The sequence below is a fragment of the Pectobacterium polaris genome, from assembly GCF_002307355.1.
Taxonomy (GTDB): domain Bacteria; phylum Pseudomonadota; class Gammaproteobacteria; order Enterobacterales; family Enterobacteriaceae; genus Pectobacterium; species Pectobacterium polare.
In genome coordinates, this window is record NZ_CP017481.1 from 1,256,517 (window position 1) to 1,270,212 (window position 13,696).

At 57.1% G+C, this 13,696-nt stretch carries 7 protein-coding genes; 1 reads left to right on the forward strand and 6 read right to left on the reverse strand.

Features of this window, described 5'->3' with window-relative positions:
* Window positions 1-57 precede the first annotated feature (57 nt).
* Window positions 58-1,851, forward strand: coding sequence for a gamma-glutamyltransferase (gene ggt / locus BJJ97_RS05695; protein WP_095993335.1), 1,794 nt, complete (start codon window positions 58-60; stop codon window positions 1,849-1,851).
* 100 nt (window positions 1,852-1,951) lie between these two features.
* Here the strand turns inward: ggt and BJJ97_RS05700 are convergent, their stop codons facing one another.
* The 6 genes from BJJ97_RS05700 to bcsQ all read right to left on the reverse strand — a co-directional run bounded on the left by BJJ97_RS05700 (window position 1,952) and on the right by bcsQ (window position 13,696).
* The gene (locus BJJ97_RS05700) at window positions 1,952-2,959 is read right to left on the reverse strand and encodes a hypothetical protein (protein ID WP_095993336.1); all 1,008 of its coding nucleotides are present in this window, start codon (window positions 2,957-2,959) and stop codon (window positions 1,952-1,954) included.
* A 303-nt stretch (window positions 2,960-3,262) separates the two neighbouring features.
* Complete coding sequence (bcsC, locus tag BJJ97_RS05705; RefSeq protein ID WP_095993337.1) at window positions 3,263-6,757, reverse strand: cellulose synthase complex outer membrane protein BcsC; 3,495 nt, start codon at window positions 6,755-6,757, stop codon at window positions 3,263-3,265.
* Complete coding sequence (bcsZ, locus tag BJJ97_RS05710; protein WP_095993338.1) at window positions 6,739-7,854, reverse strand: cellulose synthase complex periplasmic endoglucanase BcsZ; 1,116 nt, start codon at window positions 7,852-7,854, stop codon at window positions 6,739-6,741. Before bcsZ ends, bcsC begins: the two co-directional genes overlap by 19 nt.
* A gap of 6 nt (window positions 7,855-7,860) precedes the next feature.
* Complete coding sequence (gene bcsB, locus BJJ97_RS05715) at window positions 7,861-10,188, reverse strand: cellulose biosynthesis cyclic di-GMP-binding regulatory protein BcsB (protein WP_095993339.1); 2,328 nt, start codon at window positions 10,186-10,188, stop codon at window positions 7,861-7,863.
* Window positions 10,189-10,262: 74 nt separating this feature from the next.
* Complete coding sequence (gene bcsA / locus BJJ97_RS05720) at window positions 10,263-12,962, reverse strand: UDP-forming cellulose synthase catalytic subunit (protein WP_095993340.1); 2,700 nt, start codon at window positions 12,960-12,962, stop codon at window positions 10,263-10,265.
* A complete protein-coding gene (gene bcsQ, locus BJJ97_RS05725; protein ID WP_014917066.1) occupies window positions 12,959-13,696 on the reverse strand; it encodes a cellulose biosynthesis protein BcsQ in 738 nt (245 codons plus the stop codon). Before bcsQ ends, bcsA begins: the two co-directional genes overlap by 4 nt.

Consider the following 13,696-nt stretch of genomic DNA (forward strand, 5'->3'; position numbering starts at 1 on the left):
GATCATGGACGTGCGATAAAACGCACTCAGTGAAATCAATGGAATAAAGGAGTTTTCATGAGAATAAGAAACACAGTATCGGGAAGAACGGTAGCGGGAAAATGGCTGTTGTCGCTGAGCGTGACGGCGCTGCTGGTGAGTGGAACCGCGCAGGCCGCATCGGCCCCTGCGGTGGAAGCGAAAAACGGTATGGTGGTCAGCTCGCAATATCTGGCTTCACAGATTGGCGTCGATATCATGAAAATGGGCGGCAATGCGATTGATGCCGCTGTAGCCGTGGGTTACGCGCAGGCGGTGGTGAACCCCTGTTGTGGCAATATCGGCGGCGGTGGATTTATGACGCTGCACCTGGCCGATGGGAAAGACACCTTTATCAACTTCCGTGAAACGGCACCGGCAGCAGCCAGCGCCAACATGTATCTGAACGCGGATGGGAGTGTGAAAAAAGACGCGAGCCTGTACGGTTATCTGGCCGCCGGTGTGCCGGGAACGGTGCTGGGACTGGATACCGCGCTGCAAAAATACGGCAAATTGACGCGCGAACAGGTGATGGCTCCGGCGATTAAACTGGCGCGTGAAGGCTTTGAGCTTACGCGCGCAGACACCGATATTCTGGACACTACCGTCAAGCGCTTCAAAGCCGATCCTGAAGCGGCGCGTATTTTCCTGCGTCCTGACGGCAGCGCGTTGCAGCCGGGTGATAAGCTGGTGCAAACCGATCTGGCGAACACGCTGGCGGCGATTGCCGCTAAAGGGCCGGATGCTTTCTACAAGGGCACGATCCCGCAGACAGTGGAGAAAGCGGCAAAGCAGGGCGGTGGGATTCTGACGGCGGCTGATTTTGCCAATTACCGCATTACCGAAACGGCACCCGTAACCTGTAATTATCGCGGTTATCAATTTGTCTCTTCGCCACCGCCCAGCTCCGGCGGTATCACGATGTGTGAAATTCTCAATATTGTCGAAGGTTACGACATTAAATCGACGGGCTTTAACTCGGCAGCCACCGTGCATGTGCTGACGGAAGCGATGCGCCACGCCTACATGGACCGCAACACCTACCTCGGTGATCCGGCGTTTGTGAGTAATCCCGTCGAGCGCCTGTTGAGTAAGGACTACGCTGCTGAAATTCGCAAAAAAATCGAACCGGAGAACGCGACGCCGTCCCAGAACGTGCAGCCGGGGATTGGCCCGCACGAGCGACCGGAAACGACGCACTACTCCATCGTGGATAATCAGGGCAATGCGGTGTCCACCACGTATACCGTGAACGGTCGTTTTGGTTCGGTGGTGATCGCGCCGGGGACGGGCTTCTTCCTCAATAACGAAATGGATGACTTTACCGTGAAGGTTGGCGAGAAAAACCTGTACGGATTGGTGCAAGGGGAACGTAATTCGATCGCCCCCGGTAAGCGCCCACTTTCGTCCATGAGCCCGTCACTGGTGACGAAAGACGGTAAGGTCTTCATGGTGCTCGGTTCGCCCGGTGGTTCACGCATTATCACCATCACGCTGCAAACGGCGCTGAATATCATCGATCACGGCATGGCTCCGCAGGAAGCGGTGGACGCACCGCGCATCCATCATCAGTGGCTGCCGGACGAGGTGTATTACGAACAGCGCGGGCTGTCTGCGGATACGCTGAACCTGCTGAAGCAGCGCGGCTACAAGATGGTGGAACAGACCCCTTGGGGCGCAGCCGAGCTGATTCTGGTCGGCTTACCGGGCGCGGCAGGTGTGACGCCTGCGGATTCCGGTAATGACTCGGCGGTATCTGGCAAAGTGCGTGAAGGTTACCTGTACGGCGCAAATGATATCCGCCGCCCGGCCGGGGCAGCGATAGGGTATTGATAGAAAGAATGTCAGGGGAGGCTGTTCGCTTCCCCTGATGTCAGTGACGTAACGCCCTGCTATGAAGTAATCAGAGAAAAGGTGCTGCTACTGATTTATTTCATTTCTGCAATTCGTAGACTTTGAATGTATTCTCGCTATCGATACCGACCAGCTTATTTTCCCCGGCACGACGGAAGATGAAGTCATCTTTCTGGCCGCGTGGAATACGAATCAGCTCATTATCTAGATGCGCCTTAACCGATGAATTCCCCTTCATTTTCACCGTGCCATCTTGCGCGATAAACAGCTCCGGCCCACCGCTGCGCGTTACATAGTGCCCGACTGGCAAACCAGAGGCTGGGGAGGAAATGTCACTTTCCGTGAGTGACTGTAGAGCTTCAGCTTTTGGGCATCCTTTACTATTCCATTCCAGCGCATCGCAAGCCCGCTGTAGTGCATCTCGGGCGGCAAGATATTGTCCGCTACTCCACAATGCGTTGGCGGCTTCATTACACATTTTCCCAGACAACCCAGTGCGACATGATTCAACAACGGTAGCGATCCATTCTGGCTCGAGTGGCATTGGTAAATCCAGATTCGTTGTCGCGGCTAATGCTTTTTTTATTCGATCGCCGGCAAAAGCAATGCTGTCCCACTGTTCACAAGCGGCGTAAATATTATCCAGGCATAGTTGTTTAAGTGTATTAACATCACCTTTCTGCATTAGCGTTGAGCATGCCGACATATTCTCCCAACACTGTTTACCTATATCACTTTCCGGTTTTTTTACATTTTCACTACACTCTTTGGCTTCCGTTAAGACATATTCCCCAGTGAAATCTTTAAGTGTTTTACGGTCAGGGGAGATATCAAAGTCTGAAGTCATGAGTGATTCCATGGAGACCATGTCAACTTTGTTATCATTCAGAATATAGTGCTCTGTGATGCGATCATTTTTATATACGCTGTGTAATATCTGGCTATTAATGACATGAACTTCAAACCCGCGAGCGCTCGTATAAATCCCGCAACTGAGCCCCGCGGATGATGGTTGGGCGAGGACGGGAAACGCGAGGAGAGTTATGATGAAAAGGAAAAGCGTACGTAACTGCATGAATAAAGACATCGTGCTTCACTCCATTGATGTGTGTATTTATTGCCGCAATAGCTTGGCAAGAGCACAAATCATACTCGTGTTGTTTTTCAATGGCGAACTTATTTTTAGATTCAATTATAAGGAGTGTTGGTTTTTATATTCCCCATGTTAGTTTATTTTAATTTTTAGTTCCTGATTACGATAATAATATAAAACAGTCTAGAGATTTTTATATTCAGTAAAACTAACAATACTGTATTTTGACATGCTGTTCATTCTTAATTATTGGGTTTCCGATGTTATGGAAACCCAATGAGGTCTTAGGTGGGAAGGTTACTTAAAGTCCGCGTACGGCGTGAGCGGCTGCGGTGGGCTGTCGAGATCGCCCTGCCAGCCGGAGGCGGAGTAGCGCAGGTAGATGAGGCCGTGGCTTGGGGTGTAATCCTTCGCTTGCTGAATGTCGATACCGACACCTAGCGTCCAGTGTGAGCTGAGGCGGCGTTCGACGATGGCTCGCGCCGTGTAGCCGAAGCCGGAACTGCTGCTGCCCTGTTCGATGGCGTCTCGGTCGGTGATCGCAGCGTTACCTAGCAGGCCGGTCAGCGGGTAGCGACGCTGATCTTTGGTAGAAGAACGTGACCACGACAGCGAACCGCCGAGTTCCCACGACCAGTTTTCCGTCCGCTGCCGATAGTTCACCGGCACGCCCAGCGAGAAGTATTGCTGCGGGCTGTAGTAGCCGCCTTGACCGAGCGAATAACCGCTTAAATCCTTCTGGTGACGCCACCACATGCTGTTCAGGCCGACCGTGACGCGTCGGTTATCCTCGTTAATCAGCTTGTAGTAATAACCTGCCATCGCGCGGGCGCGGTCATTATCGGCCACGTTTTTACCCGTAATCTGGTGGACGCTGAAATCACTCCAGACGCCGTGCGCTTCGCCCCGATCGTAGCTCAGCCCGAGGCTGACGCCTGTGGCACGTACGCCGCCCCAGGTAACGCCGGTGCCTGGGTCTTTGGTGCCGCCGAAGGCGAGTAACGAGCTGGAGATGGGGCGGCGCGATGCCGTTGCGGTCCAGCCGATTTGCTGCCAGTCACCGCTGTAGCTTGCGCCACCGACGATATCGACCACGTCAAAGCCAAGCGGCGTGGTACCGATATCCGCCGACCAGCGATCGTTCTTCCAGCCTGCTGCGACGCTGGTGCCGGTGGCTTTCTGCGATTTATCGCTGAAGCAGTCCTGCGTGGCACAGGTGCCGAAGGTTTCCCGATAGGCACCGTTGCTGTCCGCTGAGAAGGATCCAGCGTTCATCTGTACGGTATCGGTGCGGAAGAAGGCGCGGCCGTCGTACAGCGGCATGTCTATCTGCAACAGGGTGTTGTGGGCGCTCAGGTCGGAAACGCCGCCAGTACCGCTCGAACTCGAGTAATCGTGGTCAAGCGTGACGGTCACATCCTGCTTACGATACAGGTCCGCCGCATCGGCGCGGATACTGCGCTGTAGCCAGTCGTCTCCTGTCTGATTGCGCGTCAGTCGGGTGTAGTCATCGTCACTTTGCGGCAGAGCGGGCGTGATGCTGCTGGCGACCATCGCCTGTTTATAGTCTTGCTGCGCCTGCTCAGGTTGAGACTGCTGCTGTTCAACGCGTGCCGCATCGCGATAGATCAATGCTGTCGTTTGATCGATAGGAGTCTGACCGATCGGCTCTTTCTGCGCATCGATTTTTAGCTGGCGGAAAAGTGCCGTCGATTTTTGCGGATTTCCGACCGCTTGCCAGGCGTTGGCTATGCGCCGCTGGTCGTTGAGGGTATCAGCCGCCTGCGCCGGACGTTGGTTCAGACGCTGGCGCGCGTCATCTTGCCGACCCTGTGCGATAAACGCGTCGATCTCACCCAATTGTGCGTCGGGGTTCTGCGGCTCCCGCGTGCGGATGCGTTGATAATCCGCCAGCGCCGTCGCGTATTCACCTCGTGCCAGCGCCCAGTCCGCCAGCAGCAGATCGATACGGGTATCGGCCGGTTGCTGGCGCAGGAAAGCGATAGCGGCGGATTCGTCCCCCGCATCGCGCATCGCTTCCGCTTTCGCCAGCGTGGTCTGCATCGTCAGACGTTGGGATAAATCGCGCATGTCGTCGCTCCACTGTGCTGCGGGAAGCGTGTTCAGGTGAGCGAGTGCTTGCTCATCGCGATTGGTTGATGACAGGTAAAGTGAGTAAACGTAGTTCTTCTGCGCGTCGGCCGGTGGCACGGCAGTCGCGCGCTGTACCACGATGTCGGCCTGCTGCATTTGCCCCAACTGGCGCAGCGTCTGGGCATAGCGATAGGCAAACCAACTATCGTTCGGATCCTGCTGGTTCGCCTGACGATACTTCTCTTCTGCCTGCGTCCACTGCTGCTGTTCCGCAAGTTGGTCCGCCTGCTGTTTCAGGATATTGAGTTGTAGCGCAGTAAGCGTCTCCCGCATCGTGTTCTGCTGGCTGCGCGACAGGCTGTTGAGGTAAGTGAGTGCTTTCTCCGGTGACTGCCGCTGATAAATCCCGACCAGACCGCGCAGGGCGTTATCGTTGCCGGGTTCAAGGTGTAAAGCCTGCTGATAGAGCGGCTGGGCGGCGGTATCGTTTTGGCTGGCAACGGCAACATCACCCAGGCCAATTAGCGCATAGGGGTTGGTGTTATCCATCTGGCGTGCCTGTTGATACTTCTGGCGTGCCAGCGGGAGATTATTGGCTTTTAGCGCGTTGTCGCCTTCCGCAATGGTGGTCCAATATTGCGTGCTTTGAATCAGTCCTTCCCATTTGCCGCTGTTCAGGCGATTAACATCCGCCTGTAGTGCCTTCTGGAACTGTGCCAGCGCTTTTACCCGATCGCCTTCGCGCAGGTAAACCAGACCCACTGCGCCGATCAGTTCGGGGTCGTTGGGTGTGACGGCCAGCGCTTGATTTAACTCACCGAGCGTGGCGCGGTTGCCCCCGCCGCTTTCAACCTCCGCCAGACTGCGGAGACGACCCTGATAGGTGGGATCGGCCAACATTCCCTGCTGGCGGTTGAGTTCTTTGCGCGCGGTTTCTGCCTGTTCACCGCCATCAAATACCGTCAGGAAGCGGTTGAGTTCCGCCACGCTCTGTGGGGTAACCGTCATCCGACCAATAATTTCCAGCCAGAGCGATGCCGCCTGACTGCGTCCGACGGGATCGGTAGACAGCTGTTTCAGCAGCGGGTAGGCCTGTTCGTTGCGATCCTGACCGAAGAGCAGGCGTGATAACGCCATGCGCAGCGGGACATTGTTGGGGTAAACCTGATCCAACGCTTCCAGCTGTTTAATCGCGACGGGTACCTGATTCGGCAAACGAGAAACCAGACGCCAATACTCCACGGCGAGATCGAGCGTGGGCGGCTCGCCGTGAAAGAGCGTGTCGTACTGCGCTTTGGCTTCCGCGTAACGCCCGGCGGTAGACAGCAAACGCGCCTGCTGTAATTGCTGACGCGTGGCTTCCTGCGTCAGCGCCAGCGTCATCTCTGCCTGCCGGTAAACGGCAGAATCGGGAGCCACAGTCTTCAGCTTGTCCAACTGCTGGCGCGCCTGTGCCTGATCGCCTTGACGCAGTGCCAGCCGCAGTCGGGCGGCGATAACGTCGGGGTTATCTGGGTTAATCAGCTCCAGCCGATAAAGCGACTGACGTACGAGATCGTCTTTGTTGCTGGCTTCTCCCAGACGCACCTGTTCCATCAGAAATTGTTCTGGCGACGCGGTTTCCGCGCTGGTTACCAGCGGTGCCGCAATCAGCAATAACGGCACGAGGCTCAGCCAGTTTACGGTGTTGTTGTGCATTGGCTGCCCCGAGACGGTAAAAGTTGGCCTTGTGAAGTGAAGCGGTAGCGCTTCTGATCCCATCCCTGACCAAAGAGCGTCAGAGAAGCGGAGAAATACGCCTCGTCACCCGGTGGATTGGCGGCGAGCCGCTGTCGCTGGGCGGCCAGGGCGTCCGGCTGGCGTGATAGCATCGGAAGCAGTGAAGCGGAAAAGCCTACCGATCCCTGTCCGGTGACGGTGCCTGTCGCGGTGTCCGCTTTTTCGGGCGGTAGCCCTTGCTGGATTGTCTGTTGAATCATCGGTTGAAACTGTTTGAGCAAGTCGGTTTTCCCTCTGCTGCTGTCGGCCATCATCCCCGCCCACAGATAGACGCGGATGGCGTCATAGCTGCCGACATTGGGTTTGGTGGTATCGGGTTGCCAGCCTTTGTCTTTTTGCCAAATGACCCAGTCAGGCGAAAATCCTTTTGGCGCGGTTTCTAGCAGGAGGCGCTGCGTGGTGCGCTGCATGGCTTTCCACTTCTCGTCCAACGGAGCAAAACGTGCCAATAACTGTGGCGGAAGGTAGCTGGGGTTCAAACGCCAGCTCTCTTTCTCTGCGAAGCCCACTTTGCCGGGCAATAGCATCACGCCCAGCCCCGGAATCGTCACCACTTCTTCTTTGGCGATGCGCGCGAGCAGCGCGGTGCCCAGCGCCTGATAGCGCGCCTCTTTCCACAGTCGGCCTGCTTCAAGCAGGCTATAGGAAATCCACAGGTCGGCATCGGATGCGGAGTTCGGGTCCAGCACCGTCCACTGTTTATCCGTGTTCTCTCCCCACAGCCAGGCGGGTAGATTAGCGCGCAAATCGCCTGCGGACAGGTTGTCTTCCGTCCATTTCAGCAGCCGATCAAACATCACGCGATCGTTGGCGACCAGCGCAAAGAACAGGGCGTAGCTTTGCCCTTCGGACGTGGTGATTTTATTGGGTGTTGAGGTATCAATCACCCGTCCTTCCTCGCTGATGTAATACTGCTTGTACTGCTCCCAGGCTGGCCAGTCGCAGACGGCGGCGGTGGCCAGGGAAGCCCATAGCCACAGCAGCGTGGCGATCAGGTAGCGCAGCACGCGTGGCATGGTGCGTTAGTCCCTTTCATCCGGCGACAGGCGACGGCGGCTGAAGAATTTCAGGCCACGCCACAGCAGCCAGGCAACAATAATGACGGTAAGGGTCGATATGATCGCCAGCCAGACGGGATGCTGCGCCAAGGCGTGCCAGATACGTTCCCACCACGGTAGGTGGCCGACGTAGTAAACGTCGCCGACGCGCAGATTATTGATGCCCGATTCGCGGATGACGGAAACAGAACCGAACAACGAGGCTCTTTTTTCGCCATCAATCAGCGTGTTGTTGAGTAGCGTATAACCCTGTGGACTGTCGGCCAGCAGGGCGACCACGCTGCGCTGGTCGTGATACGGAGACTGGAAGCCGATAATCGCCGACATCGCGCCGTCACCGCTGACGGTGGTTTTGCTGTCTGGCGTCGCGTCAGATGCGGGTGAGCCCATGTCTGGGATCGCGGTCTGACGCGTTGGCTGCTTGATCCAGCTTTGCGTTTGCTCGACCAGCAGGTTGATTTTGCTGTTGTCGTGCAGCTCTGGCGGGATAGCGCCGATCATCAGAATATCGCGGTCCTGCTTGTCTGCCTGCGTCCAGTCATCGCTGAGCTGCACCGCCAATGCCGGGTAGCCGGTTTGCGCCCCAATGTTACCGATGGCGTTCAGCATGGCGCTGACCTGAGCCGGCTGTGGCTGCTTGTTCACTAGTACCAGCGTTTGTGACAGGTCAGCCAGTCGGCTGAACGGGTAGCCCGCATTGGCAAAGGCACGCAGATCCGGCATCGCCATAAAGTGACGATAGCCAGAGAAGTTAATCGTCGAATTGCTGTCGATGACGGCGTGATTGACGACCGGCGTATAGGTTTCGCAGCGGTCGGCCGTGCCGCTGGAGAGCAGCGTGGTGTAGCTGAAATCAAAGCGCAGCTGGTTGGTGGTGCCCAGTTTCAGCGCCGGAATGGACAGGCTCTTATCGGAATCCCATAGCCCCTGCGTGAGCGGCAGGCGCATCAACAGGGAATTCTGGTCCTGTTCCGGTGCCAGCGAGAAGGCCTGTACGAACTGGTTGTTCAGGTTGATGCTCAGGCGCGAACCGTCCTGAACCTGAGGTGCGGTGTAGCGATATTTCAGACGCATATCGATGCCCTGACTGCGGATCAGGAACAGGTCGGGCGGCAGGTTCATGGTCAGCGAAATTGGCCGGGGCACGATACCGTCGGTTTGCAGCTGTTCGTTATATTGCTGTAGTTCGGCGAAGGTCATCGGGCGGTCGGTGCGAACCCAGTTTGGCGCATCATACGGCTGGCGTGGGGCGAGCTGTTCGACCTTATCGATGGTGACGCTTTGCCCACGGAACAGCGGGTTCCCCTGTGCGATGCCCTGCACGGCGGTAAGCAGTTCATTGTCATCACGCCCCTGAACCAGCAGCAGCTTCACGTGAGGATCGTTGGGGTGGCTGATGATCGATACCGTTGGGCCGTTCGCGGCGGGAGTATCACGCAGGAAATCCGGCCGCTTATCGTTGGTCGCGAACACAATACCGTGACTATTCGGCAACTGGTTGAAGAGGGCAGGGAAAGACTGCCCGCGCCATTGTGCTTTGCTGCCAAACCACGAGGCGAGTACCGCAGCGGCACGCTGTTGCACCAGATCCGGTTGGTCGGCAAAGACGATGGGCAGCGTCAACGGACGGGTATCGCGGCTGTCAAAAAACGGCGCAGGGAACGGTGACAGATCGTCCTTCAGCGTCAGCTTCTGGAATTGCAGGTTGAGCGCGCTGGCTTTGCTGACATCCAGCCATAGGCTGGTGCTGGCTGGGTTTTCACAGATGTTCTGATAATGGCCGACAAACACCAATTGCAGGCTGTTAAAGTCCGTGATGTAGCGCGGATCGATAGGTAGGCGAACGCGGTTGGATTTCCCCATCTGCTCTTTGCTAATCGTGGTGACGCCCATGAGCTCATTGTTCAGGTAAACCTTGATATGCGACTCGGTGGGAATCAGCGCCGGTGACGGCGTAAATTCAAGGTCGAGCGACGCCTGTGTGACCACTTCGTCGCTACGAACGCCGAACTCAATCTGCCCGTTGGGATCGACACCGCGCAGCGCAAAGGTGCCCGGTGCAGGCGCGATTTGCGCAAAAGGCATCACCACGTTGCGCACGGCGGCGTTGGTCGCCGGTTGCGCCAGAGGAATCGCTGGCATCGTCGTCGCTGGCGCTGCGGTGGCAGCATTGGCGGGCGGCAGAGTCGCGTCCCCCATTGCCGGTGTTTGGGCGTGCGGCGCGGTGACAGCCTGAGATAATGAGCTGACGCCTAAAGCCAATGCGGTGAACCAGATTATTTTTTTCGTCATCGTGTCATCATCAAGGTTAAGGGCCTTTCTCATTGTCGGGAGAAAGACCGTTGATCACGGCCTGTGAATGGCAATCAAGCCACTGTCTTTTCTGTAAACAGGTTCTCTTGTGCAAATCGCGTTTCATGGGTAGACGGCGTCTGGCCCTGATGTACGGCTTTTTCCGGCAGCGCAGCGCCCGTCTGGTCTGTTACGGTGCGTTTCCCTACATAGCGTGGGATGAAGGACACCACCCACACCACGATGTTGAGGAAGGCCAGAATAATGTTGCGTATAACGGGCGGTGCGTAATCGGCCAGGCGCAGGTAACCGCGAAAGCCGAGCGCCAGCACATCAACCAGGCTTTCGACCGGTTTATCCTGCGGGAAGCTGTCTTGCCAGAGCGCCCAGGTGTCGGCGCGGGCAAACGTACATTGAATGAAATCAATATGCTGGCGGATGGTCAGGTTGGTCATGCGCAGGCCAATCTTGTTGTCGAACGCGCGGGTGACGCTGAACGGGAAGGCGTACTCCTGCTGACCGCGTTTTAACAACAGCGAGACGCTGTCCCCGACCTGAAGAATGCCCGATTCACGTGCTTCAACGCCCACGCCGCCATCGGAATAGTCGCGCAGGACGCAGGGGAACAGATGCCCATCGGCACGGAGGATCGCGGCGGACATCGACATTTCCACCCGGTGTGCCTGACGCACCTGTTTGGCTTCTACGGCAACCGCGACGGCTCCGCCTAAAATGGTCATGTTGTACACAACCCACAGCAGGCTGATGAGCACCGTCATGATCTCTTCCGGCGGCCCGTAAATCAGACGCCAGATGCCATACATCACTCCAGCGATATTCAGCAGCACCAGCACCAGATAAGGTCGCGTAATCACCCAGTCAACATGCTGTTCTTCTACCAGCCCGCCTTTGGCTGTTACGTTGAATTTCCCTTTGTGCGGGTTAAACAACGCGACGGTAGTCGGGCGAGCGATGTACCACGCCAGCACGGTTTCATAGATTTCACTCCAGAATGAGTGACGGTAGCGCCCCTGAATACGCGAGTTGGTCAGGCTGGCGTGCACCATGTGCGGCAGCACGTAGAGCGCGATGGCCAGCGCCGGGGCGAAGATGATGTAGGCATGCAGCAGGAGAAACGCCAGCGGCGCAGTCAGGAAGATCAGCCGCGGAATGCCGGACAGAAAGTGCATCATGGCGTTGGCATAACACAGCCGTTGCCCCAGCTTCAGCCCCTTGCCAAACAGTGGGTTATCCAGCCGGAAGATTTGTACCATGCCCCGTGCCCAGCGAATACGCTGCCCGATGTGGGCCGAAAGGCTCTCGGTCGCGAGTCCGGCGGCCTGCGGAATGCGGATATACGCCGAGCTGTAGCCAAGGCGATGCAGGCGCAGTGAGGTGTGGGCATCTTCCGTTACCGTTTCAACCGCAATCCCGCCAATCTCATCCAGCGGTTTACGCCGCAGGATGGCGCAGGAGCCGCAGAAGAACGTGGCATCCCACATGTCGTTACCGTCCTGAACCAGACCGTAGAACAGCGTGCCTTCATTGGGCGTACGGCGGAAGCGGCCCAGATTGCGTTCGAACGGATCGGGCGAGAAAAAATGGTGCGGCGTTTGCAGCATCGCCAGCTTTTTGTCTTTGAAGAACCAGCCCATGGTTAATTGCAGGAAGGAGCGGGTAGGGACGTGGTCGCAGTCGAAGATGGCGACGAACTCGCCTTTTGCCTGTTTCAGGGCATTGTTGATGTTCCCGGCTTTGGCATGTTCGTGCGTGACGCGGGCAATGTAATGGACGCCGACTTCTTCTGCGAAGGCTTTAAATTCGGCGCGGCCGCCGTCATCCAGAATATAAATATTGAGCTTGTCTTTAGGCCAGTCGATACCTAGCGCGGCATACACCGTCGGTTTCACGACACTCAGCGGTTCATTGTAGGTCGGGATCATGAGATCGACGGTCGGCCACGTTTTGCTGTCTTCTGGCAGTGAAACCGGGTGGCGGTTCAGCGGCCAGATCGTCTGGAAATAGCCCAGAACCAACACCACCCAGGCATAGGTTTCCGCCGCCAGCAGCAGCAGGCCGCAGATCAAACTCAGCGGATCGTCCCAGTTCAGCGTTTCAGTGTAGCGCCACCATAGGTAACGGCAGGAAACCGTGAAAGAAAGGGCGATCATCATGAGCGTCGGCATGCGTCCCGGCATGTTGCGAACGAGCATGGCGATGCACCACAGCAGCGTCATGAAAATAAACTGCGACAGCAAATCAAACGGCTGCGTGATGCACAGCAGCGCCAGCGCCGCACACAGCAGGCTCAGCGCGACCGTCACCAGCCTCTGGAAGCGGCTCGTCTTGGCGGAGCCTGACTCAAGGTCTTCGCGATCGTCAGTATTCGCGTGGCTAAAGCGGGCGAACAGCGCTTGCTGCGCGTTCATGTAGCGTTGCCGCCAGCGCGGGAGCGCGGAGAAGTAATTGCGGCGCGATGTCGGCAACTGGCCGTTTTTGATGGTCAGCAGCCAAATACCCTGCGTCAGATAGCGAAGAATGTCAGCCGGACGCGGGCGTTGCGGCGAAATGTGTGGGAACCAGTAGGTTCGCTGCGCACGAATCTGTTGCCAGCCCTCAGACTCCAGCCGCAGGAAGATCCAGCCGAGTATCGCAAACAGTGTGGCGAAAAAGGCGGCAAAGGCGGAGGCACCTTGCTGACGATAGCCGCGGTAGCGTTGCTGAATCGCCTGTCTGGCGGGCGGGACGAGAAAGAGGCGCAGGATGCCACTCATACGCCGCTTTCCTTAACGTGAATCAGGCACCAGTTTGCCAGCGTCATGATCTCTTCCGCTGCCACGCTGTCCGGGCGACATTCGCCCAGCGGCTGCTTCAGCATCAGCGATTCTGCCAGGGCTTCGTCACGGTGTACCACCAGCGGCAGCAGGTGTGACAGCGTGTGCAGCCAGAGCTGATGCAAATCCTGCTGAAGCGTACTGAGCGTAGAAAATTGATTCACCAGAAAATGGCACTGACGCGGCAACGCCTGCTGATGTAAGCGCGAATGGCAGTTGGCATCCGCCACCACCACCTGAAAAACGGTATTCGCGGTGGCTAACGCCTGTCGCGTGAGCGGGCTGTTGTCCGCTGGTACATCAATCAGTATCCAGCGATGGCGACCCGCCGCGCTGAGCTGCGCCAGATTGTTTTGCCAGAGTGCGGGATGTTGGTGGTAATGCTGCTGGAGCGTCGCGATCTCCTGTGTATTCAGACGACCAAACGGCAGAAAATCCAGACCGGGGAGATACTGCATGGCACCGGTTTGCCACGGCGCGCCATCGGCTTCCGCCCGTGCCCAGCCGCGGCGTTGCTCAAACGGCATATTAAAGTTAATGCGCAGCAAGTTGTCCGGCGAAAAGTCAATCACCAGTGCGGATTCACCCAGCCGTTGGAAGGCCCATCCCAGTGCGGCAGCGATCGAGGTAGTGCCTACGCCTCCACGGATTCCCTGCAATGCAATCACGGGCAT